This window comes from Bacillus paramycoides (assembly GCF_001884235.1).
GTDB classification, from domain to species: domain Bacteria; phylum Bacillota; class Bacilli; order Bacillales; family Bacillaceae_G; genus Bacillus_A; species Bacillus_A paramycoides.
Genome location: NZ_MAOI01000065.1, coordinates 78866 through 104300, shown reverse-complemented (window position 1 = coordinate 104300; position 25435 = coordinate 78866). Strand labels below are relative to the sequence as shown.

The following is a 25435-nucleotide window of genomic DNA, read 5'->3' as shown; positions in this document are numbered from 1 at the left end:
TTATACATAAAGAAAAAGCATGATTCCACTAGAAAATCATGCTTTTCTCTCCTTATTGACGCTTTATAAATTTCGCTAAATCTTTAAATTTCACTTTGTCGGAGTAATTCATTACACCGTTTACATAAATACGACTTGTAATAGCATTTAATATACCAATTGTCGCCAATAAAACTACTAATGTTATCGTAATTTCTAACATACCTGCTTCACCAGCTACAATACGCGAGAAGGTAACCATCGGCGTGAAAAACGGAACATACGAACTTACAACGACAATAGTACTATTCGGATCACTTAATGATTTAATACTAATGAAGAATGCAGCCATAATCAAAATCATTACCGGGAAAGATACAGCTTGTAAATCCTCTGTCTTAGACACAACAGCTCCAGCCGCAGCGTACATCATCGCATAAAGTAAATATCCCGTAATGAAATAGACAAGAAACATACTTATAACTTTTGCATCTAATTTTGTAAAGTCAATTGGAATCCCAAATAATGAGGCACTTTCTAAGTCGACCCAACCTAACAAATAAGGTATAAGATAACCACACGCCAGTATTACAAGTTGTAGTAATGCCGTTGAAACAACCGCTAAGATTTTCGCATACATCATCGTAAGAGGTTTTACTTTCGGAAGCATCACTTCCATTACGCGTGACGCCTTTTCAGATGCAATATTCATTGCGATTGTATTCCCGAAAGCAACAATAAACATATACAAAGCAAATGTAAAGAAATACGCAATTCCGAAAGAAGACGTACGGTCTTTTATCGCTTCTTGCTTTACTTGAATTTCTGCTTGTAATTGCTGTGCAATTTCCGGCGAAACATTATTTTTTGCAATCGTCACCATTGTATATTGTTGTTTTAAATACCCCGCCATAATTGCAGAAGTTGCTTGGCTTGGGAATCCATTATACATATATGTAACCGATGGGGCTCCATTCTTCTCCGTCACATGGAATAGACCATCTAAATCGCCTTCTTCTACTTGCTTATGCAGTTTATCAAAATCAGCCTTTGAACCAACCGTTATTTTTGCTGATGGTAATAACTTATCTAACTCTTCTTTTTGTATTTTGTAGGTGGAACTCTCTGTTACAACTGCAATTTTATCTTTATCCTTATTTTTATCTCCACCGGAAGTAAAATGATTAAATGCAAAAATACCAAACACAACTAAAAATAAAATCGCACTTGTAATTAATGATTTTTTAGATAAAAACGCTTCCCTAAAATAAAATGAAAATACATGAGAAAATTTACGCATCTTTATTTCGCCCTCTCTACAAAGATTTCGTTTAATGTCGGCTCTAACATTTTAAATTGTCGTAAGCTAACACCTTGTTCTTGCAACTGTTGCAAAATCTTTAGAGCTTCTGCATCGTCTTGTATTTTCACATAAAGAAGGCCTTGTTGTTTTTCATACGGAACATCTATAACTTCGAGCCCTTTTTCATTCTCTACTGTATCTTCAACCGTTAAATTACGAAAACCATATTCTTTCTTTATATCACTTAATTGACCTTCTACGACCGCTTCACCTTTTTTCAAAATACATACATGCTGGCAAAAAGCTTCTACTTGCTCCATACGATGACTTGATAAAATAATTGTCTTTCCCCTCTGTACTTGTTCTTCAATAATACTAGCTAGCATCCCAGCATTAACTGGATCAAGTCCACTAAATGGTTCATCTAAAATAAGAAGCTCTGGATCATGAAGAAGAGCAGCAATTAATTGAATTTTTTGCTGGTTTCCTTTCGAAAGTTCTCCCGCTGTTTTGAATTTATATTCTGGGATTGCTAATCGCTCTAACCAGTGATCAATTGCAAGATCCACTTCTTTCTTCGTCATTCCTTCTAATCTACCAAAATAGCGTAGTTGATCTATTACTCTACTTTTTGTATATAATCCTCTTTCTTCTGGTAAATATCCAATCGTTACCCCGCTTTTACCAAATTCTTTTCCATCCCACGTAATAGAACCTTCATTTGGCGTTAATAAACCTAGTAACATTTTAATCGTCGTTGTTTTCCCTGCACCATTTCGGCCAAGTAACCCTAACACTTCACCTTTTGGTAACGAGATTTGCAAACCATTAACTGCTTTTGATTCTCCAAATAGTTTCGTTAAGTTTTGAATTTGTAAACTCAATGTATATATCCTCCCCTTCAATAGCATTCTCGCTTTCATAATATGATTGTTTAAAAAACAACATATAGTAACCTTATTCCATCTTCTTATATACATTCCTTTTCTTCAGCTACTTAGTTTTTATCGCATCTTTTTTATGCATCTTATCTACTATAGGACAAACTACTATATATACAAAAGACAATATGCAAATGTTCATAAAAAAAAATACAAAAAATATTATATTTTAATATATAATATTAATTGATTTTCTAACATCAAGGAGGATACATATGAAGATGAAGAGGGGTATTACCACTTTATTATCTGTAGCCGTTCTTTCCACATCGCTTGTAGCATGTTCAGGAACAGCTGAGAAAACAGTGGCAAAAGAAGAGAAAGTAAAATTAACAGACCAGCAATTGATGGCTGATTTATGGTATCAAACAGCTGGCGAAACGAAAGCGCTGTACTACCAAGGATACAATATTGGTCAATTGAAGCTTGATGCAGCTCTTGCAAAAGGTACAAACAAAAAACCTGCTATCGTACTTGATTTAGATGAAACTGTTTTAGATAACAGTCCTCATCAAGCAATGAGCGTAAAAACAGGAAAAGGCTATCCTTATAAATGGGGCGATTGGATTAATAAGGCTGAAGCTGAAGCCCTTCCAGGCGCGATTGATTTCTTAAAATATACAGAGTCTAAAGGTGTAGATATTTACTACATCTCAAATCGTAAAACGAATCAACTAGATGCAACAATTAAAAATCTCGAGCGCGTAGGTGCTCCTCAAGCAACGAAAGAACACATATTACTACAAGACCCGAAAGAAAAAGGAAAAGAAAAACGCCGTGAACTTGTTTCTCAAACACATGATATTGTCCTATTCTTCGGTGATAACTTATCTGATTTCACTGGTTTTGATGGAAAATCTGTAAAAGATCGCAATCAAACAGTAGAAGAATCAAAAGCACAATTTGGTGAGAAATTCATCATTTTCCCTAATCCAATGTATGGTGATTGGGAAGGCGCTTTATATGACTATGATTTCAAAAAATCAGATGCAGAAAAAGATAAAATTCGTCGTGACAACTTAAAATCATTTGATGCAAAATAACAAAGAGGATGGCTTTCGCCATCCTCTTTTATTGCATATTTCTTGTTAAAGGTAAAATAAATACTTCTACACGTCTATTTTTTGCTTTTCCTTCTGGTGTATCATTTGGTGCAATTGGACGGTATTCTCCGTAACCAATTGCACTAAATTTTTCTGGTTGCAATTCTTTATTTTGAAGTAATACCTGCATAAAATTTACTGCACGCTGTGTACTTAACTCCCAGTTTGATGCAAACTGAGCATTTGCGATAGGAACAGTATCTGTATGACCAGATACTGTGATTTCACGAGGTGATGCCGAAACAAGTAGATTCGACATCTCTTTTGCAATCCCTAACGATTCCAACTTCACATCCGCTTTTCCTGAATCAAATAGGACATTTTCTAATATCGTTACCATTAACCCTTTTTCTGTTAAATCAGTTTTAAAAGAAGAAGATAATTGATTCTCAGCAATATACTTGTCAATACTTTGTTGTACTGCTTTTAATTCATTCATTTCTTGCTGCTTCACTTCAGCTTCAGCATTTTTTTTCATATTCTCAGATTCCAAACTGCTTGCCGATAATTCCTTTTCTTTCTTCGGTTTTTGATCACTTAAAAACTCTTTATTTCCTGTTCCACCTGCTAGTTCACTGCGAAAAGCTACTGCCATCTGTTTAAATTTCGCAGCATCTATACTACTCATTGCAAATAAAACAATAAACAGCGCAAACAACAACGTTAGCATATCAGAATACGGAATTAGCCAAGTTTCATCAATATGCTCATCGTGTTTTTTCTTTTTACCTCTTCTATTTTTCTTACTCCGCATTTTTTTCCGCTCCTTTTTCTAGCTTCTTACGCTCAGTCGCAGAAAGCGCACCTAAAATGCGGTTTTTCATAATAAACGGATATGTACCTTCTTGTAACATTAATAAACAATCAATAATTAAACGCTTCTTCTCTAATTCAGCGGCAGACTTTTGCTTTAATTTATTTGCAAATGGATGCCATAACACATAACCTGAAAAAATACCGAAAATCGTTGCAATAAATGCACCTGAAATAGCATGCCCTAGCTTCTCAATATCAGTTAAATTTCCAAGTGCAGCTACAAGACCAATAACAGCACCTAAAACCCCTAATGTAGGTGCATATGTACCAGCTTGCGAAAAAATAGCAGCACCTTTTGCATGCCTCTCTTCAATTGCTTCTAATTCAGCTTCTAAAATTTGTTCTAAATCTTCCGCAGATACGCCATCAATAACAAATTTCATACCACGCAAAAGAAACTCATCTTCAATTTTATCTAATTGTTGCTCTAAAGACAAAATACCATATTTTCTACTCTCAGATGTCCAATGAACAAATAATTCTAGCAACTGTTCATAACTTAAATCTTTTTTATTTGAACCAAAAAGAACTTTAAATAATTTTGGAACCCTCTTAAGTTGATTCATCGGAAATGCAATACAAACTGCGGCAAATGTACCGATAAAAATAATTAATGCTGCGGCAGGATTCAATAAGGCTGTTACGTCAGCGCCCTTGACGAACATCCCTACTACTACCGCTACAAATCCTAAAATGAGCCCAATAATTGTTGCAAAATCCATTCTCATTCACTCCTAGTCTATACAAGAAGTCCTTTATTCTCGATAATCGCTACATCTTCTTATACATATATATTACATAAAAAATGAATTTCATGAAAGATAAGAAATGAATTATGTGAAAAAATTCTACAATTTCACACATTTTCTGACATTTTCTTTGCATTTCTATTACGTTACGACTCTTATATTTCTTTTTCGACAAACTAGATTTATAATCAATAATGATACAAATTTTATTAAGAAAGGACTGTGATTACAGGGCATCATGAAAAAAATAGTAATTATTTCTGCCGCTACTATTGTAATCGGTATCACATCTTTCGCTTACTTCGGTTCTAAATCACCACTACAGAATGAGGCGAAAGCTGTCGAAAGTCAAAAACATAATAGCCATCAAAAAGAAGAGATTCCTGCTTTTCCAAAAGCTGATCATAATGCAAAGAAACTAGATGATAATTTTTCCGTTGTAACAAATCCAGATTCTGATCTTGTATTGGTCAATAAACATCGTAAATTACCAGATGGGTACATTCCAGAAGATTTAACTAAACCGAACGTACCATTTACTAGTCCAAAAGATAAGGAGAAAACATTACTTCGTAAAGATGCTTCAGACGCGCTCGAAAAAATGTTCCAAGCAGCGAAAAAGGAAGGCTTAGAACTTACAGCAGTTTCAGGTTACCGTTCTTACAAACGCCAACAATCATTACATAACACATATATTAAACGCCAAGGAAAAGCTGAAGCTGATTCAGTAAGTGCAATTCCTGGAACAAGCGAGCATCAAACTGGTCTAGCAATGGATATTAGCTCAAAATCTGCTAAATTCCAATTAGAACCAATCTTCGGAGAGACCGCAGAGGGAAAATGGGTTGCAGAACATGCCCATGAGTTCGGATTTGTCATTCGTTATTTAGAGGATAAAACAAAGACAACAGAGTATGCATATGAACCGTGGCACTTGCGCTACGTTGGTAATCCATACGCCACATACATATATAAGCACCATCTAACATTAGAAGAGGCGATGGAGGACAAAAAATAAGAGAGCGAATCGCTCTCTTATTTTTCTTTCATTCTATTATTGTAGCAACTTCTTCTTCCATTCTTCAGGCCATGGTTCGCCTCTTCCAGTTTTTTTCGATGCTTGCACCATTGTTCCACGCCCAACTAAACAAACTTCTCCCTCTGCATTTTTGACCATATAGTGTAAATCTAAAGAAGAATTCCCAACCGTTCCCGCCTTTACATATACCTTCAAATGCTCATCAAAATAAATTTGTTTTATGAAATTGCATTGTAGATCTGCGACGACTATCATCGTTTCTGAAGATTCATGTGTCCATTCTTGCATAAATCCAAGTTCTTTAAACAATGCGATACGCGCTTCTTCAAAATATGTAAAAGCAATGACGTTATTCACATGGCCAAACATATCTACTTCACCAAAACGAACTTTAACAGGATTATAAAATGAAAAACCACTTTCCCACTGCTCAAAGTCTTCAATATAAGAAATTCTCTTCATTGTTCCCTCTCCTTTTCTTTTATAAATACACAGAATAAACAGAAAAATCAAGCTATAAATATTGCCTCTTCAAAATGAAGAGGCAATATTCATTAATAGTTATTGTCGCTACCAAAGAAATCTTTGAACGATTGAATTGTTGTATCACGGTTTAATGCTGCAATTGAAGTTGTTAATGGAATACCTTTCGGACATGATTGCACACAGTTCTGAGAGTTACCACAGTTTGCAAGTCCTCCATCACCCATAATTGCACGTAAACGATCTGCTTTATGCATTTCACCAGTTGGATGCGAGTTGAATAAACGCGCTTGTGAAAGCGGTGCTGGTCCAATAAAGTCAGATTTACTGTTTACGTTCGGACATGACTCTAGGCAAACACCACATGTCATACATTTTGAAAGCTCATATGCCCATTGGCGCTTTTTCTCTGGCATTCTTGGACCTGGTCCTAGGTCGTACGTACCATCAATTGGAATCCAAGCTTTCACACGTTTTAACGCGTTAAACATGCGACTACGGTCAACTTGTAAATCACGTACAACTGGGAATGTCTTCATCGGCTTTAAGCGAATTGGTTGTTCTAATTGGTCAATAAGAGCTGTACATGATTGACGTGGTTTTCCGTTAATCACCATCGAACATGCTCCACATACTTCCTCTAAACAGTTCATATCCCATGCAACTGGAGTTGTGTGGTTTCCTTTTGAGTCAACAGGATTACGACGAATTTCCATAAGCGCCGAAATAATATTCATATTAGGACGATACGGAATTTCAAACTCTTGTTCAAACTCTTGTGCATCTGGTCCATCTTGTCTCGTAATGATGAGGCGGATTGTTTTCTCAGACATGTTGTTTATCCCCCTTCTCTTCACCCTTAGCAGCTACATCATGTTTTGAAGAATAGTCACGTTTACGTGGTTTAATTAATGAAACATCCACGTCTTCGTAATGGAATGCTGGTGCATTTCCTTCTCCTTCAAATTTTGCCATCGTAGTTTTTAAGAAGTTTGCATCATCACGATTTGGGAATTCTGGTTTATAATGCGCTCCGCGGCTTTCATTACGGTTGTATGCCCCAATTGTAATAACACGCGCTAATTCAAACATATTTGCAAGTTGGCGTGTAAATGAAGCACCTTGGTTACTCCATCTTGCTGTATCGTTAATGTTTATGCGTTTGTAACGAGCCATTAACTCTTCAATTTTCGCATCTGTTTCTAGTAATTTTTTATTTTCACGAACTACTGTAACGTTATCTGTCATCCATTCTCCAAGCTCTTTATGAAGAACATATGCATTTTCGTTACCATCAAGCGTTAAAATATTGTTAAATTTCTCTGTTTCGATTAATTCATTTTGCTCATATACAGTAGATGACACAGCATCAGATGATTTAGAAAGACCTTTCATATACTCAATTGCATTCGGTCCTGCTACCATACCACCGTAGATTGCTGATAATAGTGAGTTCGCACCTAGACGGTTACCACCGTGCATAGAATAATCACACTCACCTGCTGCAAATAAACCTGGAATACTTGTCATCTGCTTATAATCAACCCATAATCCGCCCATTGAATAGTGAACCGCTGGGAAGATTTTCATTGGTAGTTTACGAGGATCATCACCTGTAAATTTCTCATAGATTTCAATAATTCCGCCAAGTTTAATATCTAGTTCTTTTGGATCTTTATGAGAAAGATCTAGATATACCATGTTTTCACCGTTAATACCTAGTTTTTGCTCTACGCAAACATCAAAGATTTCACGCGTTGCAATATCACGAGGTACAAGGTTTCCGTAAGCTGGATATTTTTCTTCTAAGAAGTACCATGGCTTACCATCTTTATATGTCCAAACACGTCCACCTTCACCACGTGCAGATTCACTCATAAGACGTAACTTATCGTCTCCAGGAATTGCTGTTGGATGGATTTGAATGAACTCACCGTTCGCATAATATGCACCTTGCTGATATACAGCAGATGCTGCTGTACCTGTATTAATAATGGAGTTCGTTGATTTTCCGAAGATGATACCAGGGCCCCCTGTTGCCATAATCACGGCATCAGCTTGGAAACTTTTAATCTCCATAGTTTGTAAGTCTTGTGCAACGATTCCTCGGCACACACCTTCGTCATCCACAACAGCTCGTAAGAAATCCCAACCTTCATATTTCGTTACAAGTCCTGCTACTTCATGGCGACGTACTTGCTCATCTAATGCGTATAGTAATTGTTGACCAGTTGTTGCGCCAGCAAATGCTGTACGGTGATGTTGTGTTCCACCAAAACGACGGAAATCAAGAAGTCCTTCTTCCGTACGGTTGAACATAACACCCATGCGGTCCATTAAATGAATAATACCAGGTGCTGCTTCACACATCGCTTTAACTGGTGGTTGGTTCGCTAAGAAATCCCCACCATAAATTGTATCGTCAAAGTGGATCCATGGAGAATCCCCTTCACCTTTCGTATTTACGGCACCGTTAATTCCACCTTGGGCACATACAGAATGTGAACGTTTTACTGGTACTAATGAAAACAGTTCAACATTTACTCCTGCTTCTGCCGCTTTAATCGTTGCCATTAAGCCAGCCAAGCCACCGCCGACTACTATAAGTTTCCCTTTCATGCTCTCCCACTCCTTACTGGTTTGCTAGCTGTGGATCGATGAACGCTAATAATGCACTCACACCTACATAAGATAGACCTAAGAAAATAGCTAATGTTACATAAGTAGAGATTCTTTGTGAACGTGGAGATACTGTAATTCCCCAGCTTATGCAGAATGTCCATAGTCCATTTGCAAAGTGGAAAATAGTTGAAACAACACCAACTAAGTAGAATGCAAACATAGCTGGATTGCTTAAAATATCTGCCATCATATCATAGTTTACCTCTTTACCTAACATTGCTTGAATACGAGTTTCCCAGACGTGCCAAGAAATAAATATCAGCGTAACGATACCTGAAATTCGTTGGAAGACGAACATCCAGTTACGGAAATAACCGTAAGATACCGCATTGTTCTTAGCTGTAAATGCAATATATAAGCCATATATAGCATGGTACAGTATAGGTAAAAAGATGATGAAAATTTCTAGCGCATACCGGAATGGAAGGAGCTCCATAAAGCCTGCAGCTTTGTTAAAAGCCTCTGCTCCTCTTGTTGCAAAGTTGTTTACTACTAAATGTTGCGTCAAAAAGACACCAACCGGGATGACCCCCATTAATGAGTGCCACTTACGAAACGTATACTCGCGGCCTTTCATGTCCCCATTACCCCCCTTGAATGTTTGACTGCTGTTTTCAGATTAGTTTACAACAATAATGTTTTTTCACTATTGGCATAAGAAAAACTGAAAAAATTATTCGAAATATTTCAGCATAATTTGATACCAAGTTCATTTTACTCCTATTTTTGTCGAAGCGTCAAGAAAACGTATACATAATTTGCATATAATTTGCCATTTCTTTTTTTCTTCTTATATATTCAGATTTCCCAAAGAAAAATCTGTTTTTATAAATGAGAAATGTTATATAATAATCCCTATAGAAAGAGGGGAATATTGTGAGCAAAAATACAATCGATATAACATCTTTAGAAGATGTTTCATTGAACGCCTTCGCTTATGAATTACTGCGTGAAGAACTACTACCTGATTTAATTGGTAATGATTTAGATGGAATTTTATACTGGTCCGGTAGAAATCTTGCAAGAAAATATCCGCTAGAAACGATTGAAGAAGTTATTCAGTTTTTCGAAAAAGCCGGTTGGGGCACTTTAAGCATCGTTGAGCATAAACGTCGTGAAATGCAGTTCCAACTTAAAAGTGCACTCATTGCTGAGCGTCAAAAACAAAAAAGACATTCTTCTTATCAATTAGAAGCTGGATTTATCGCCGAGCAAATTCAAAGACAAAGAAACGTTATTGCCGAGTCCTACGAAGAACAGAAAAAACGTTCAGACTCTATTACATTTCTTGTTAAATGGGATATAAAAGATCTCATTGAAGTGTAGCATTTACCTACAGTCAACTAAACTAGACATATACGTTTAGTTGACTTTTTTGTATATTCATTCAGGTGTGTTTATTTCAAATCTTCAGAAATTATACCAAAAAACAGAAGACATTGTAAACTACAACGTCTTCTTATCTGTTAAATAAGTATAAATCGTCTCCGCTACATTTTTCGGCATACCCGCTTCGACAAATTCCGATATGGAAGCTTCTTTCATCTTTTTTAATGAACCAAAATGTTTTAACAATACCTTTTTCCGTTTATCACCGATTCCCGGAATTTCATCCAACGCGGATTGAATAACAGATTTCCCGTGTAATTGACGATGGAATGTAATTGCAAATCGATGCACCTCATCTTGAATGCGCTGCAATAAATAAAATTCTTGGCTATTCCTCGCAAGCATAACGGGCTCAGGTGGATCCCCAATAATTAAATGTGATGTTTTATGTTTTTCATCTTTGACAAGCCCTGCCATTGGAATATATAATCCAAGCTCGTTTTCAAGAACATCACTTGTAGCCGCGAGATGCCCTTTTCCCCCATCGATAATTATTAAATCTGGCAAGGGTAAATTTTCCTTTAATGCCCTCGTATAACGGCGCCTCACAACTTCCCTCATAGACTCGTAATCATCTGGCCCTTGGACTGTTTTAATTTTATATTTCCGATATTCTTTCTTCGCTGGTTTCCCATCGATAAAAGCAATCATTGCTGAAACAGGATTTGTCCCTTGAATATTCGAGTTATCAAACGCTTCAATACGATATGGCGTTTCAATACCGAGCTGCTTCCCTAAATTGTCAACAGCTTTAATCGTCCGCTCTTCATCGCGTTCAATTAAGTAAAATTTCTCTTCTAGTGCAATTCTCGCGTTTTTATTTGCTAATTCCACAAGATCTTTTTTCTTCCCACGCTTCGGCTGTGTCGCTTCAACTTCTAAAAAGCGCTCTACTAATTCTGAATCTATACTTCCTGGAACGACAATTTCCTTCGGCTTAAAATGACTACTGTTTTCATAAAATTGACCGATAAACGTTAAAAATCCCTCTTCTGGTTCATCATAGATTGGAAACATAGAAACATCACGTTCAATTAGCTTTCCTTTTCGAACGAAGAAAACTTGAACACACATCCACCCTTTATCAACTGCATATCCAAACACGTCACGATCCACTAAATCACTCATAATCATCTTTTGTTTTTCCATAATTGCATCAATATGAGCAATTTGATCTCGCAACTCTTTTGCCCGTTCAAATTCTAACTTCTCTGAAGCCTCATACATTTTTGCTTCTAATTCTGAACGAACTTCTTTATGTCCACCATTTAAAAACTTAATAATTTCATCTACAATTTCTTTATTTTGTTCTTCCGTTACTTCTTTTACACAAGGTGCTAAACATTGTCCCATATGATAATAGAGACAAACTTTATCCGGCATATTGGTACATTTACGAAGCGGATACATACGATCTAATAACTTTTTCGTTTCATGAGCTGACTGGGCGTTCGGATAAGGACCAAAGTACTTTCCTTTGTCCTTTTTTACATTTCGCGTAATGAGTAAACGCGGCTGCTTTTCAGCTGTAATTTTAATAAAAGGATATGTTTTATCATCTTTTAATTGAATATTATATTTTGGATCATACTTTTTAATTAAATTTAACTCTAAAATAAGAGCCTCCAAATTTGAGGAGGTTACAATATATTCAAAATCTACAATTTCTCCTACAAGCCTAAGTGTTTTCCCATCATGCGAACCAGTAAAGTACGAGCGTACACGATTTTTGAGTACCTTTGCTTTTCCGACGTATATAACCGTTCCCTGTTTATCCTTCATTAAATAACAACCAGGTTGATCGGGCAAAATTGCTAACTTCTCTTTTAAATGCTCGTGCACTCGTCTCCCTCCATTCCTACATGCTTATCATTTTTATTTTCATACGAAAACATACTATGCTAAAACACCCAACATACGTTCTTTTATTGTAACGGAAAGAGACAGAAAAAGAAAATATTATAAAATAAAAAAAGCTGCCTCATGGCAGCTTTTTTTATTAGAAGTGTTTAGAAACTAATTCTACTAACGCTTCTTTCGGTTTGTAACCTAACGCTTGATCAACCACTTTACCATCTTTTAACACGAAAAGAGCTGGAATGCTCATTACTTCGAATTGACGAGCAGTTTCTTGGTTTTCATCAACGTCAACTTTTACTACCTTTACTTTCTCGCCTAACTCTGCATCGATTTCCTCTAATACAGGAGCGATCATTTTACAAGGTCCGCACCAAGGCGCCCAGAAATCTAATAATACAACACCTTCGCTAGTTTCAGCTGCGAAGCTTTGGTCATTTGCATTTACAATTGCCATTTTATTTCCTCCTTCAAGTATATTCTACCAAGAGTATATCATTAACTTATATACGTGGCGAATATTATGTATCGTTATGTATTGTAACAAAAAAATGTTCCTTTATACTATATAAAAATACGGATTAAATACTAAAAAGATGAGAGACAGGGGATCTCTCACCTTTTTCTATATATAGGGGTACTTCACTTGGAACTCAAGGGTACTCAAATCATGAATGTACTTTTAACTTTTTAAACTCTTCTGTTAAAAGAGGTACTACTTCAAATAGATCACCGACAATACCGTAGTCAGCTACTTTGAAGATACTAGCTTCTGGATCTTTATTAATCGCAACAATTATTTTTGAGTTAGACATACCAGCTAAATGCTGAATCGCACCAGAAATACCGCATGCAATGTATAGGTCTGGCGTAACAACTTTACCAGTTTGACCAATTTGTAATGAGTAATCACAATACTCAGCGTCACAAGCACCACGAGATGCTCCAACAGCGCCACCTAATACGTCAGCTAACTCTTTTAATGGTTTAAATCCTTCTTCACTCTTCACACCACGTCCACCAGCGATAATAACTTTTGCTTCAGAAAGGTCTACACCTTCTGCTGTTTTACGGACAACATCTTGAATAATTGTACGTAAATCTTTCACATCTACTGTAATAGAAGACACGTCACCGCTGCGAGACTCATCTTTTTCAAGAGTTGCAATGTTATTTGGACGCACTGTCGCAAATAAGATACCCTCTGTTACAATCTTCTTCTCAAACGCTTTACCAGAGTAAATTGGACGAGTGAAGATAACATTTCCACCTTCAACCTCTAAAGCAGTTACGTCAGAAACTAGACCAGCTTCAAGCTTCGCAGCTAATTTTGGTGATAAATCTTTACCAAGTGCTGTATGTCCAAATACAATTCCTTCTGGTTTTTCTTCAGCATATACAGCTAAAAACGCTTGTGCATAGCCATCAGATGTATATGATTTTAATTTATCATTTTCAACTGTCACAACGCGATCTGCACCGTAATGAATCAATTCATTTGCAAAAGAGGTAACGCTGTCTCCAACTAGAAGACCTACCACTTCACCGCCTTCTGCAATTGTTTTTGCTGCTGCTACCGCTTCAAACGAAACGTTACGTAGCGATCCGTCACGAACTTCACCCATTACTAATACTTTACGAGCCATAGATTTTCCCTCCTGCATATATAATTTCGTATTTTATTAGATTACTTTCGCTTCTGTATGGAGCAACGATACAAGTTCTTTTACTTGATCTTGCAGCTCGCCTTGTAACACTTTTCCTGCATCTTTCTTAGGAGGCAAATAGATTTCAATTGTTTTTGTTTTTGCTTCCACATCATCTTCTTCTAAATCTAAATCATCTAATTCTAATTCTTCTAGTGGCTTCTTCTTCGCTTTCATAATACCTGGAAGCGATGGATAACGCGGTTCATTTAAACCTTGTTGCGCTGTTACTAAAACCGGTAATGATGTTTCAATTACTTCTGTATCCCCTTCAACATCACGCTCGATTTTCACATTTGTACCATCAATTTCAAGCTTTGTAATTGTCGTTACATATGGAATATTTAACGCTTCAGCTACACGTGGACCAACTTGTCCAGATGCACCGTCAATCGCAACGTTTCCACCTAAAATTAAATCTACTTCTTTATCTTTCAAATATTCAGCAAGCACTTTTGCCGTTGTGAACTGGTCACCATTCTCAACATCATCTTCAATGTTAATTAATACCGCTTTATCGCAACCCATCGCTAATGCTGTGCGAAGTTCTTTTTCACTATCCTGGCCACCAACTGTTACAACAGTAACTTCTCCACCTTGTGCATCTCTTACTTGAATTGCTTCTTCAATCGCATATTCATCGTAAGGGTTGATGATGAATTCCGCTTCGCCATCGTAAATTGCACCGTTTTTAATTACGATTTTTTCTTCTGTATCAAATGTTCGTTTCATGAGTACGTAGATGTTCATTCCATTTACCCCCTTATTTTTCAGAAAGATTCTATCAATTTTAAAATTCTGTTAATTTATATTAAAAAAATATTTGGACTACCTACCACTAAATGAAGGCTTACGTTTTTCTAAAAATGCTGCTACGCCTTCTTTTCCATCTTCACCCGTAAATACTTCACCAAAAATCTGTGATTCACGTTGTACACCTTCATAATAATGAGACGATTTTGTTGTTTGTAATAACTCTAGCACAGCACGAATTGTTGCCGGGCTTTTTCCAGCAATCTGCTTTGCAATTTTAAGCGTATCTTCTAAAAGTGATTCTTCAGAAAGTACCCCGTTAACAAGTCCCCATTTCAATGCCTCTGCACCAGTAATTGGTGTACTTGTTAACATCATTTCACAAGCTTTCGCTTTACCAACATAACGCGGTAAGCGCTGTGTACCTGCAAAACCAGGAATTAATCCAAGTGTTAACTCAGGTAAACCAAGCTTTGCACTTTCAGTTACAAAGCGCATGTGGCAAGACATAGCAAATTCAAGGCCACCGCCAAGTGCCGCTCCATGAATTGCCGCAATAACTGGTTTTGAACATTTTTCAACACGCTCAAACGTAACTTGCCCAAGCTGTGCTAATTCTGTCGCTTGCTTCGCTTCAGTAACAGATGTAAATTCTTTAATATCTGCTCCCGCTGAGAAGAAGCGCCCTTCGCCATGTAGAACAACAACACGAATGTTATCATCCTTTTCCACTTGATCGATTAATTTAGTAACGTCATGCATAACTTGTGAAGACATCGCATTAGCTGGCGCATGGTTTAACGTCGCCACGGCGATATGGTCTTCAACTCTTACAGATAGGAATTTCAACATGATCCCTCCCATTATTGACGATAACCACAAGCTGCAATAAGTAGCCCATGTACCGTTTTTGAAAGTGCGACCAGATCATACTTATGATCGCTCATTACCCAATTGGTCACAACTTCATCTACTGTTCCAAAGATCATTTGTCTTGCCACGCGAACATTTAAATCCGCCTGAAATTCACCTTGCTTTATACCTGTCTCTAAAATCTCATCCATAACTTGTAAGTAGCCTTTTAATACTTCATTTATCTTGAGGCGCAAGTCTTGATTGGACTGTCTTAGCTCTAATTGTGTAACGATAGCAAGAGGATCATTTTGCGACAACAGCAAGAAGTGCGTTTCTACCAACATAAATAACTTCGCTACAGCGCTTTCAATTCCTGCTATTTTTTGACGAATTGTTTCAACAAATTCTCCCATCTTCTCTTGGAATAAGGATATTAATATATCTTCTTTATTTTTAAAATATAAATAAATCGTGCCATCAGCTACCCCAGCTTGCTTTGCAATTTTAGAAACTTGCGCTTGATGGTATCCATTCTCCGCAATCACAATGACTGCTGCATCAATAATTTGATTGTATTTCGGTCTATTTTTCTTCACTTTACTGTCCCCTTCAAGAAGATGACTGAATGAATAGTCATTCATATTCTTATAATACTGACTATTTAGAAAAGTGTCAATCCTATTTTTTCAAAAAGAAAGGGCCTTAGCCCGTTTGTTCATCCTCATTCTTTCTCTTCTCTTCATCTATTAGGACACGTCGTAAAATTTTTCCAACTGTCGTCTTCGGCAACTCACTTCTAAACTCATATACTTTCGGGACTTTGTAAGCTGCTAAATATTTACGTGCAAACTGATCTAATTCTTCTTCAGAACATTCGACGCCTTTCTTCAAAACAACAAACGCTTTTACCGTTTCCCCTCGATACGGATCAGGAACACCGATTGTTACCACTTCTTGCACCTTTTCGTGTTCATATAAAACCTCTTCTACTTCACGAGGATATACATTAAAACCGCTAGCAACAATCATATCCTTCTTACGATCTTTCACATAGAAAAAGCCATCCTCATCCATGTATCCTACATCACCTGTATGGAGCCAGCCATCTTGCAATACAGCCGCTGTTTCCTCTGGCTTATTCCAATACCCTTTCATAATTTGTGGGCCTTTTACAACAATTTCACCAATTTCACCCGGAGGTAATGCCTCTCCCGTTTCAAGTGACATAATGATTGCCTCTGTGTCTGGCCACGGCACCCCAATACTTCCCGGCACGCGTTTTTCCCACAAAAAATTCCCATGTGTAACTGGTGATGACTCCGTTAATCCATAACCTTCTACTAATTTACCACCTGTAACTCTCTCAAACTCTTCCTGCACTTCTACCGGAAGCGGCGCAGATCCACTAATACAAGCCTGAATAGAAGAAATATCGTATTCTTTTAAAAGGGGACTATTTAATAAAGCAATATAAATGGTTGGTGCTCCTGGAAATAGTGTGACTTTATGTTTTTTAATTGCTTCAAAAACCATTTTCATATCAAACTTCGGAATAAGCACCATTTTATATCCTTGCATAATACTTAAATTCATTACAGCTGTCATCCCGTACACATGAAAAAACGGAAGGACACCAAGGATTACTTCTTCTCCTTCTTTACAATTGTATAACCAATGCGCTCCCATTAAAGTGTTCGAAACGAGGTTTTTATGCGTCAACATAACCCCCTTTGGAAATCCTGTCGTTCCCCCTGTATACTGCAAAAGGGCTAGATCATTTGCAGGATCACACGGTACTTCAACATCCGTATTTACTTCTCTTTCTACTGAATCCCAAAGATGAATCGTTTCACTTTCTGATACTTTCACAACTAAATTCGACTGTTTCTTCTGCACAAATGGATACAATAAATTTTTAGGGAAAGGTAAAAAATCTGCAATACGGGTTACGATAATATGTTCAAGCTTTGTCGTATTTTGAACATTCGTCACTTTCGGAAATACTAAATCCAGGCAAAGAATTACTTTTGCTCCCGAGTCACGAAGCTGATACTCCAGCTCTCTTTCTGTATAGAGTGGATTTGTTTGTACGACAATTCCTCCCGCAAGTAATGTACCATAATAACCAATTACAGATTGCGGACAGTTCGGCAACATAATGGCAACTCGATCCCCTTTTTCCACACCTAGCGTTTGAAGATAATTTGCAAATCTCTTCACCTTATCATGGAAATCTGAAAATGTAATATCCTTCCCTAAAAAGTGAAGCGCTTTCTTTTCTGGATAACGAGAAGCCATCTGTTCTACATATCCATGAAGCGGCTGAATATCATAAGAAATCGTACTTGGAATTTCCTCTGGATAATTTTTCAACCAAGGTTTTTCCACTCTCATTCCCCCTTCCAATATTTGAGAAAATAAATGAATGTTCATTCATGATGGTTGTTTTCATTATATTATAGTCATAACAACGTTACAATCATAATATTCTGACTTTTGTATAGCTATGCTTTACTTCATTAACTTCTTCTTATATGTATAAACTCTCCTAATTTTAATAGAATAAGAGAGTTATTAGTATTTAGCTTAATCTTATAATTGTTAATACCGCTTCTGGAGTAGCTGTTGATAATGTTGCAACAGCTACCAAACCAAATAATTGCAAACTAATGGCACTTCCAGCTGCAAGAGTTGTAATTATTGTTGCACTAAAGGAAGTCGTTGCAAGCAATGCTAACATGTCTCTTTTTCGTAATCCCTCTACTATCTCTATTTCTTTCATCCTTATCACCACCCTTTATTCCATTCTCTACTCACTAAGTATACGAATGAACTCGTCAGTTTCCTGACACTTCCACAAATATTTCCTAGTTATTTCTATATTGTAGCAATACTTAATTAAGTGTTCTTTATTAAACAGGGATTATATTATCTCTCACGAATTTAATTTATGAACGAAAATAGGGGGGATAACATGTACCAAACAATTGAAAACTTTTTACAATCATGGAAATACGAAGCTGAGTCTACTCAGAAAATGTACGATGCATTAACGGATGAATCTTTATCACAGGAAATTGCGCCTGAACACTGGACGTTAGGTAGAGTTGCTTGGCATATCGTTACGGCAATTCCAATTATGCTATCAGGGACAGGATTAAAGTTTGAAGGCGAAACGAAAGATTATCCTGTTCCGACTTCAGCAAAAACAATTGCTGATGGGTATCGCAAAGTGAATGCAGCTTTTGTTGAAGCACTTCAAAGTGAATGGGCAGATAAAGACTTATCTACTATTAATGACTTCTTTGGTCGCCCTATGCCGAATTCTATATTTTTAATGACACTCATTAATCATCAAAATCACCACCGCGGGCAGATGACTGTTTTAATGCGTCAGGCTGGATTAAAAGTTCCTGGCGTATACGGTCCTTCCAAAGAAGAATGGGCTGCTGCTGGAATGGAAGCTCCTAAAATGTAATGACAGAAAAAGACACGGTGTTTGCGCACCTTGTCTTTTTCTGTAACTTGTTTCATGTGAAACTATTTTTTGCTAAATGGTTGTTTTATGGAAAAAACACGTTAAAATGAATACATATTATGAGGAGGGGTAACCAAATTGAATACAAAAAATAAAAAAATAGCTATGGGAACTCTTTTACTAACTTCTATTATTGGAGTTATCAGTATGTCTCTTTATTTCACATATTGTGGTACCCCTTGGGGAAAACAAACAGCAATTACGGAATCAAAAGAATATATTACAAAATACTTCGATCTAGATGCGGAAGTCAAAAATACTTCTTACGATGCTAAAATGAATAGCTATGCAATCTCCTTTGAAACAAGTAAAGACGGAGAGTTTGCTATCGAATATAAAAGCCCTAATAACTTTAATATTTCCCCAGGAGTGCAAGCGTATTTAAGCAAACACTCCAAATTTACAGAGTAGTAACGAAGCATACATATATAAAAAAAGAGTTGGTGTAACGCCAACTCTTTTTCTTATTCTTGTCATACAGTTACATCCTCCTTCTCTATATTTTTAATTCCGTAATATGCAATTACAACTCCAATTGCTGCAAGTGCTAGTTGAAGTGGAAGAAAAGTTGCTGTAGAAAACACTGGGTTTCCATTCATTGCAATTGATACAACGATAAGAGATGAAACAATTGTAGCTGGCACTGAACGTTTACGCATTCCGAAATATAATGGGATTAAACTTATTCCCGCAGTGGCAATGGCTAAAGGAACAAGGTTTATCCCTTCTTGCTTCAATTGATCTACTGTAAATGAATTAGGAAGAATTGAAAAATAGCTATCTATCCCAAAGAAAACTCCTACTACTAAAATGTTCGATAAGATGACTGTTATAAATGTTACTATCGCTGTAATGGCTAACTTACTACTCATCATTTCCCTCCGATTAATAGGATAAGAAAACATAAGTAGGATTGTTTTATTTTTATATTCACTAATTATTAACCTTGCGATTAACACACTACCAAAAATAATAAATGTTGCTCTTACTAATGTACTAGCCATTAACAAAATCATCTGTGGATCCCTTATTTCCGGATCACCTTCTACTTGAGCAACGACGCTCGTAGAGATCATTAATGCCAGTATAGCGATATTTGCAATAATCGCTCCCCTCACATACCAGCCAAGCTTAAACTTTTTCAATTCTAGCTTCATAAGACGTAGCATAATAGTCCTCCTTTCATTTAAAATTTAATCGATATAAATCGCTCCTGTTTTACTTAAAATCTTCACTTCGTTTTTTGCATCACCTATGGTTCCTGCTTTTACCTTTTCTGTATTTTTATCTTTCTTAAGTCCTTTTACATTCACCATTACGTCAGACGAATTACTTTTAGCCGTAAGTTTCAAAGAAGCCGGAACCCCTTTATACCGTACGCCAATATCTCCTGATTTTGTCTCTACAGATAATGATTTTCCTTCTGTCATATCTTTCAGTAATACTTCCCCAGATGTTGAAGTGATGTTCATATTTGAGTTACTTACATTTGTTATATAGTTATCACCAGTCGTAGACTTTATATTTAATTCTTGCGCTGAACTATCTTTTACAGCTAACTCTCCACTTTGCGATATGAATTCACCTTTCTCGGCTGATAGTCCTACAACCATTTCATCTCCAGACTCACTTTCTGTCACGATATTTTTCACTTCTATATCGCTTATTTTCACATCACCCGATTTATTATTTAATACAATTTTATCTATTTCTTTCTTCGGAATAGCTATAGATATGCTATTTTTCTTCCGAAACGTAAAACCATTAAAGAATCTGGTCACCTTTTCTTTTTGCTTAACTATAACTTTATTCCCTTCATGTTCCATTTCGACGGGATCTATCTCTTTATCTACTCGTTTACCTTGAGCCGAAATTACTATTTTGTTAGCATCTGTACTTTTAAATTCAATATCCCAGTTTTCATTGTCCACTTCTATTTCTTTTATATGATTTATCTCAAAAGATTTTTCTTTCTTAAAATCTTTCCCCTGAAACGTCTTAAAACCAAAAGTCACACTAGCAATTGTAATTAATAATATTGCAATTACTATTATTTTTTTCACTGTTCATACCCCAGTTCGTCGTTGTTTTAAGCTTCCTTCACGCTACATCGATCTTATCGATGTTACGATACGATAGATAACTAATAAAAATTCCTAATAAACAGAGTACAATTGGGATAAATATAAAATCATACATACTTACTTGACCGTTCCCAGGACCAACGTTACTGTTCATTAGCATCCCAATTATTACTGCAGAAGTAATCGTTGTCGGTGTCGATTTCTTTCTCATCCCAAAAAATAAAGGAATTAAACTTATTCCAGATATCATAAATGCACTTATAAAAGTAGCTGGAACGGTAGCTATTATCTCGCCCATCGTAATAGGTGTTTCAATTAGCCCCATCATTGGGTTCATAAAAAATATGAGCAAGCTAATACTGAAAGTAGCGATAATCATGCTCACAAAACAAAAACAAAAAACAATTGTTAATTTCGCTCTCATTAGCAGTTTCCTTTGTAGTGGGTACATAAATAGTAGTTGCATTGTTTTATTCTTATACTCATCAATTACTAAACGTGATAAAATGACCGCACTAAAAATAAGAAATGTCATCCTAATAAATAGGTTTGCTAAAGTCATATATTTTGTGAAATCAGTGAGCGCCGCATCTGCTTCACTTTTCGCTCCCAACCCCATAAGACTTACCGCAGCAAAAATTGCTATAATACAAATGGCTACCCCTTTAAAATAACTAGATAATTGATGTTTCTTCCATTCAAGTTTCATTAATTTAAACATATAAGCCACGCCTCCATTCCTTATATAATTATCTCTACGCTACTAACATTCTAATTCCAGCTGTACTTACGCTTAATATCCCTATCACTAGTAAAATTAACGCCCATTTCCGCTCTGGTTTTCTATAATATAAAATCCCACTTATGAACATTACGATCAATCCACTTACTAGATTCAACAACAACCCATTAAGCATGAATACCCTCTCCATCCATTACATTTAAGAAATATTCTTCTAAGGAACTATGTTTCTTATTAATACTTTCAATTTCCACATCGTTCATAATAAGTGCTTTTGAAATTGCTTGCTGCGTCACCGCCACTTCATAAACACGAATCATATTTCCACTCATTATTTTGTAATTTTTTATACCGAGTTTATCTTCTAAAATATAAGCTGCACGTTTCACATCAGGAATAGTAATTTCAATGTACTCTGTTTGTTTTCCGTTAATACTCTTCATTGAAACTTCTTTTATTAGTTTTCCATTTTGAATAACACCAATTGTATCCGCCATTTGTTCCATTTCACCTAAAATATGACTAGAAACTAATAAAGTAATGCCATATTCCTTACAAAGCATTTTAAATAAATCTCGTAATTCTTTAATACCAATTGGATCTAAGCCGTTAATCGGTTCATCTAAAATAAGAAGCTCTGGTTTTGTCATGATTGCTCTTGCAATACCCAGTCTTTGTTTCATCCCTAATGAAAAATCTTTTACTTTTTTATTATCGATGCCATGCAACTTAACAAGATTCAAAGCATGATCAATTGCGTTCTTATCGTAATAACCCATGTATTCACAATGTAAATCCAGATTCTCCTTCGCCGTTAATTTATCATAAAAAATCGGATATTCAATAATCGTTCCCATACGCTTTAACAATTCATAAGATGTATCCGTTAACTTCTCACCAAAAATTTCAATATCACCGCTCGTCGGTTTTATTAAATTTGTGATCATTTTCATAATCGTTGTTTTACCTGCACCATTCGGTCCTAAGAAACCGTATATCTCTCCCTTTTTCACATGCATGTTAACGCTAGAAATAACTTCTTTCCCTTTAAACACTTTCGTTAACTGATTCGTTTTTAATATATATGTCATGTCACTGTCTCCTTTCGCACTACCTTATACTTCTATAATAGACAACGGAAATCTCTTTTTTCTTACCCGTTCCTTACAAATTCCTTACGCTGAAAAAAAGCTTGTAGAATCTACTTCTCTACAAGCTAAAACAGCATCTTTTTTAATACAACTGTAAAAATTGTTTTTTCATACGGCTTACTAGAAAGATGTATTTCTCCGTCCATCGCTTCCACAAGCCTTTTCGTAATCGTTAACCCTAAACCGCTCCCTTGGTACAATCTATTTCTTGAATCTTCAAGTGTGTACATACGCTCAAATACTTTATCAATATGAGATTCATCAATTCCTTTCCCTTTATCCCATACGTCTATATACACACTCGTTTCATCCTCTCTTAATACCATACCGAGCGCCTTCCCATCATATCCATAGGCAATCGCATTTGATATTAAATTGTTTAACACCCTTCCAATCACTTCTGCATTTCCAAATGCATATATATTTCTCTCTGGTATATCAATATGAACCTCGAATCCTTTCGAGGTTACTAAATCATAAAACGATAAAATCTTTTCCCTGCATATTTCATTCATGTTTATCTTCGTTATTTCAATTGCTTTATCACCAGATTCCAATTTTGCTAAATCGAAAAACTTATGAATCAGTTCCATTACTTCTAATGTTTTCACATGTACCTTTTGTAATAATAATTGCCGTTCTTCCTCATTCATCGTTTTATCTATATTTAACATTTCTGTATATCCAAGAATGACGGTAAGCGGCGTTTTTAAATCATGTGAGATGTTCGAAAGCATTTTTCTCATCGAAATTTCTACTTTCGCATGATCTGCATTCGTTTTCTGTTTCGCATCTAACAAATGATTAATAGTAACTAATAGTTTTTGCAGTTCCTTATCATCTGTCATAACTAATAGCTTCTCACCAGTTTTCTCTTTTACAATATCCTCTAATTTTTCATATGTATAACGTAAATTTCTACTATTATTTTTCCGAATTTTATATTGTACATAAATTATTATTAGCAATATAAAAATAACGGCCGTTAAAAAAGTAACCATACTACATCCCTTCCAGCTTATAACCGATGCCCCACAATGTTTTTACATACGCTGGGTTAGATGGATCCGTTTCAATTTTCTCGCGCAATCTTCTCATATGGACATTAATAACGTTGTCATCACCATAATATTCTTCATTCCAAATTAGTGAATAGATTTGCGCTTTCGTAAATACACGATTTTGGTTCTTTACAAACAGTTTTAAAATCTCAAATTCTTTTAAAGTAAGTTTAAGCTGTCTTCCCTTTTTCTCCACAGTAAAATTAATTGGGTCAATTATTAAATCACCAATCTGAATGGTCTCATCTTTTGATTCCACAGCTGAATACTTTGTAGATCTTCGAATAGCAGCTTTTACACGCGCTGCTAGTTCAATCATAGAAAACGGTTTACAAATGTAATCATCCGCTCCAAGACCTAAACCAACTGCCTTATCAACATCTGTATCCTTCGCTGACATCATTAAAATCGGAACGGCACTTTTCTCTCGAATGATTCGCACAACCTCTAAGCCATCTAACTTCGGCATCATAATATCGAGAATGATCAAATCAAATGAACCTTTTAAAAATGCGGTAACTCCTTCTTCTCCATCAGATGCGATTGTAACTTGAAAACCTTCTTTTACTAAATATGTTTCAACCATCTCTTGAATTGAGACATCATCTTCAACTAATAAAATATGATGTGACATATTCTCATCCCCTTTTTACAAACATTAACATTTCAATTGTATCGTAACGAATGAATGCTGGAAAGAATTATATGAATTTTCAAACCAACTTCCCTTCCTTCCTTAACAATGATATGATGAAATTCACTACTATTGTTCATAATTAACTTTATATAAAGGAGACTTATCATGTCAGAAAACAAAAAAGTAAGCTTAGCTGATTTAATGCGCGAACAACTTGCAAAGAAAAAGCAAGGAAATGGAAATGGTTCAAATAATACAAATCAAAGCCAAGCAACGAAAAAATTACAAAACCAACAAACGAAGAAAACAAACAACCAACGTAGACGTACAGGTGTGTAAATGAACGGGCAAAAACGATCTAACATCGCGCCAGGTCTTGAAGTTGATATTGTGTTAAAACAAGATCAACGAACTGGTAAGTTAACAAGAGGAATTGTAAAAGATATTTTAACGAATTCCCCTTCCCATCCGCACGGCATTAAAGTAAGATTGCAGGACGGACAGGTTGGTAGAGTACAAAATATTGTTCAATAAAGAAAAGGAGCTCATTTAAAATTGAGCTCCTTT

Annotated in this window: 29 protein-coding genes and 1 pseudogene; 7 read left to right on the top strand and 23 right to left on the bottom strand. The window is 36.0% G+C overall.

Translation table 11 applies throughout. The features are described from left to right. Positions 1 to 52 precede the first annotated feature (52 nt). Together BAU28_RS10275 and BAU28_RS10270 are read right to left on the bottom strand one after the other, a co-directional pair. Entirely contained in the window at positions 53 to 1279 is a 1227-nt protein-coding gene (locus BAU28_RS10275) for an ABC transporter permease (RefSeq protein ID WP_071718512.1), read from the bottom strand. A 2-nt stretch (positions 1280 to 1281) separates the two neighbouring features. Beyond that, positions 1282 to 2166 carry an ABC transporter ATP-binding protein gene (locus BAU28_RS10270; protein ID WP_071718511.1) on the bottom strand — a complete coding sequence of 295 codons (885 nt, stop codon included), beginning with the start codon at positions 2164 to 2166 and terminating at the stop codon, positions 1282 to 1284. Positions 2167 to 2438: 272 nt separating this feature from the next. Here BAU28_RS10270 and BAU28_RS10265 point away from each other — a divergent pair, with 272 nt between their 5' ends. Then, positions 2439 to 3266: a 5'-nucleotidase, lipoprotein e(P4) family gene (locus tag BAU28_RS10265; protein WP_071718510.1), complete on the top strand. Its 828-nt coding sequence runs from the start codon at positions 2439 to 2441 to the stop codon at positions 3264 to 3266. A 28-nt stretch (positions 3267 to 3294) separates the two neighbouring features. Here BAU28_RS10265 and motB read toward each other — a convergent pair whose 3' ends face one another. Together motB and motA are read right to left on the bottom strand one after the other, a co-directional pair. Then, positions 3295 to 4080, bottom strand: coding sequence for a flagellar motor protein MotB (motB, locus tag BAU28_RS10260; protein ID WP_071718509.1), 786 nt, complete (start codon positions 4078 to 4080; stop codon positions 3295 to 3297). Further along, positions 4070 to 4864, bottom strand: a complete 795-nt coding sequence (gene motA, locus BAU28_RS10255; RefSeq protein ID WP_025147521.1) for a flagellar motor stator protein MotA — start codon at positions 4862 to 4864, stop codon at positions 4070 to 4072. Before motA ends, motB begins: the two co-directional genes overlap by 11 nt. Before the next feature lie 265 nt (positions 4865 to 5129). Here motA and BAU28_RS10250 point away from each other — a divergent pair, with 265 nt between their 5' ends. Then, entirely contained in the window at positions 5130 to 5909 is a 780-nt protein-coding gene (locus BAU28_RS10250) for a M15 family metallopeptidase (RefSeq protein WP_071718508.1), read from the top strand. Positions 5910 to 5945: 36 nt separating this feature from the next. Here the strand turns inward: BAU28_RS10250 and BAU28_RS10245 are convergent, their stop codons facing one another. From BAU28_RS10245 to sdhC, 4 genes are all read right to left on the bottom strand, one after another. Then, entirely contained in the window at positions 5946 to 6392 is a 447-nt protein-coding gene (locus tag BAU28_RS10245) for an acyl-CoA thioesterase (protein ID WP_071718507.1), read from the bottom strand. 92 nt (positions 6393 to 6484) lie between these two features. Further along, entirely contained in the window at positions 6485 to 7246 is a 762-nt protein-coding gene (gene sdhB, locus BAU28_RS10240; RefSeq protein ID WP_071718506.1) for a succinate dehydrogenase iron-sulfur subunit, read from the bottom strand. Next, a complete protein-coding gene (sdhA, locus tag BAU28_RS10235; protein WP_000676747.1) occupies positions 7239 to 9032 on the bottom strand; it encodes a succinate dehydrogenase flavoprotein subunit in 1794 nt (597 codons plus the stop codon). The genes sdhB and sdhA overlap by 8 nt, the downstream gene beginning before the upstream one ends. Positions 9033 to 9045: 13 nt before the next feature. After that, the gene (sdhC, locus tag BAU28_RS10230; protein ID WP_000678360.1) at positions 9046 to 9672 is read right to left on the bottom strand and encodes a succinate dehydrogenase cytochrome B558; all 627 of its coding nucleotides are present in this window, start codon (positions 9670 to 9672) and stop codon (positions 9046 to 9048) included. 299 nt (positions 9673 to 9971) lie between these two features. Between sdhC and BAU28_RS10225 the strand changes: the two genes are divergently transcribed. Next, positions 9972 to 10421, top strand: a complete 450-nt coding sequence (locus BAU28_RS10225; protein WP_002173663.1) for a YslB family protein — start codon at positions 9972 to 9974, stop codon at positions 10419 to 10421. A 120-nt stretch (positions 10422 to 10541) separates the two neighbouring features. Here BAU28_RS10225 and uvrC read toward each other — a convergent pair whose 3' ends face one another. The 8 genes and pseudogenes from uvrC to BAU28_RS10185 form a co-directional block, all read right to left on the bottom strand. Next, on the bottom strand, positions 10542 to 12326 hold the full coding sequence (uvrC, locus tag BAU28_RS10220) for an excinuclease ABC subunit C (RefSeq protein WP_071718505.1): 1785 nt from the start codon (positions 12324 to 12326) through the stop codon (positions 10542 to 10544). 157 nt (positions 12327 to 12483) lie between these two features. After that, positions 12484 to 12798, bottom strand: a complete 315-nt coding sequence (gene trxA, locus BAU28_RS10215; RefSeq protein ID WP_001018943.1) for a thioredoxin — start codon at positions 12796 to 12798, stop codon at positions 12484 to 12486. Between the two features lie 211 nt (positions 12799 to 13009). Continuing rightward, positions 13010 to 13987, bottom strand: a complete 978-nt coding sequence (gene etfA, locus BAU28_RS10210) for an electron transfer flavoprotein subunit alpha (protein ID WP_071718504.1) — start codon at positions 13985 to 13987, stop codon at positions 13010 to 13012. 36 nt (positions 13988 to 14023) lie between these two features. Further along, on the bottom strand, positions 14024 to 14797 hold the full coding sequence (gene etfB, locus BAU28_RS10205) for an electron transfer flavoprotein subunit beta (protein ID WP_071718503.1): 774 nt from the start codon (positions 14795 to 14797) through the stop codon (positions 14024 to 14026). 78 nt (positions 14798 to 14875) lie between these two features. Continuing rightward, a complete protein-coding gene (locus BAU28_RS10200; RefSeq protein ID WP_071718502.1) occupies positions 14876 to 15652 on the bottom strand; it encodes an enoyl-CoA hydratase in 777 nt (258 codons plus the stop codon). 11 nt (positions 15653 to 15663) lie between these two features. Continuing rightward, complete coding sequence (locus BAU28_RS10195) at positions 15664 to 16251, bottom strand: TetR/AcrR family transcriptional regulator (RefSeq protein WP_012261773.1); 588 nt, start codon at positions 16249 to 16251, stop codon at positions 15664 to 15666. 106 nt (positions 16252 to 16357) lie between these two features. Further along, positions 16358 to 18043: a long-chain-fatty-acid--CoA ligase gene (locus tag BAU28_RS10190; RefSeq protein WP_071718501.1), complete on the bottom strand. Its 1686-nt coding sequence runs from the start codon at positions 18041 to 18043 to the stop codon at positions 16358 to 16360. A gap of 193 nt (positions 18044 to 18236) precedes the next feature. Continuing rightward, positions 18237 to 18383, bottom strand: a pseudogene (locus BAU28_RS10185) (BclA C-terminal domain-containing protein); the annotation flags it as partial. Positions 18384 to 18629: 246 nt separating this feature from the next. On the opposite strand from BAU28_RS10185, the gene BAU28_RS10180 reads away from it, so the two are divergent. After that, positions 18630 to 19133 carry a DinB family protein gene (locus BAU28_RS10180; protein ID WP_071718499.1) on the top strand — a complete coding sequence of 168 codons (504 nt, stop codon included), beginning with the start codon at positions 18630 to 18632 and terminating at the stop codon, positions 19131 to 19133. Between the two features lie 138 nt (positions 19134 to 19271). Continuing rightward, positions 19272 to 19604 (top strand): YfjL-like protein, encoded by a 333-nt coding sequence (locus BAU28_RS10175; RefSeq protein WP_071718498.1) that lies wholly within the window; start codon positions 19272 to 19274, stop codon positions 19602 to 19604. Between the two features lie 62 nt (positions 19605 to 19666). Here BAU28_RS10175 and BAU28_RS10170 read toward each other — a convergent pair whose 3' ends face one another. From BAU28_RS10170 to BAU28_RS10145, 7 genes are all read right to left on the bottom strand, one after another. Next, entirely contained in the window at positions 19667 to 20362 is a 696-nt protein-coding gene (locus tag BAU28_RS10170; RefSeq protein WP_071718497.1) for an ABC transporter permease, read from the bottom strand. A gap of 24 nt (positions 20363 to 20386) precedes the next feature. Beyond that, positions 20387 to 21256: a DUF4097 family beta strand repeat-containing protein gene (locus BAU28_RS10165; protein ID WP_071718496.1), complete on the bottom strand. Its 870-nt coding sequence runs from the start codon at positions 21254 to 21256 to the stop codon at positions 20387 to 20389. Between the two features lie 37 nt (positions 21257 to 21293). Further along, entirely contained in the window at positions 21294 to 21998 is a 705-nt protein-coding gene (locus BAU28_RS10160) for an ABC transporter permease (RefSeq protein WP_071718495.1), read from the bottom strand. A 34-nt stretch (positions 21999 to 22032) separates the two neighbouring features. Then, positions 22033 to 22194, bottom strand: a complete 162-nt coding sequence (locus BAU28_RS30380) for a hypothetical protein (RefSeq protein WP_165615159.1) — start codon at positions 22192 to 22194, stop codon at positions 22033 to 22035. After that, positions 22187 to 23110 (bottom strand): ABC transporter ATP-binding protein, encoded by a 924-nt coding sequence (locus tag BAU28_RS10155; RefSeq protein WP_071718494.1) that lies wholly within the window; start codon positions 23108 to 23110, stop codon positions 22187 to 22189. The genes BAU28_RS30380 and BAU28_RS10155 overlap by 8 nt, the downstream gene beginning before the upstream one ends. Before the next feature lie 125 nt (positions 23111 to 23235). Further along, positions 23236 to 24171 (bottom strand): HAMP domain-containing histidine kinase, encoded by a 936-nt coding sequence (locus BAU28_RS10150; RefSeq protein ID WP_071718493.1) that lies wholly within the window; start codon positions 24169 to 24171, stop codon positions 23236 to 23238. A 1-nt stretch (position 24172) separates the two neighbouring features. After that, a complete protein-coding gene (locus BAU28_RS10145) occupies positions 24173 to 24865 on the bottom strand; it encodes a response regulator transcription factor (RefSeq protein ID WP_025147537.1) in 693 nt (230 codons plus the stop codon). A 168-nt stretch (positions 24866 to 25033) separates the two neighbouring features. Here BAU28_RS10145 and BAU28_RS30375 point away from each other — a divergent pair, with 168 nt between their 5' ends. Together BAU28_RS30375 and BAU28_RS10135 are read left to right on the top strand one after the other, a co-directional pair. Continuing rightward, positions 25034 to 25207 (top strand): hypothetical protein, encoded by a 174-nt coding sequence (locus BAU28_RS30375; RefSeq protein ID WP_001293584.1) that lies wholly within the window; start codon positions 25034 to 25036, stop codon positions 25205 to 25207. Then, positions 25208 to 25402 carry a YwbE family protein gene (locus BAU28_RS10135; protein WP_001014310.1) on the top strand — a complete coding sequence of 65 codons (195 nt, stop codon included), beginning with the start codon at positions 25208 to 25210 and terminating at the stop codon, positions 25400 to 25402. The last annotated feature ends 33 nt before the right edge of the window (positions 25403 to 25435 follow it).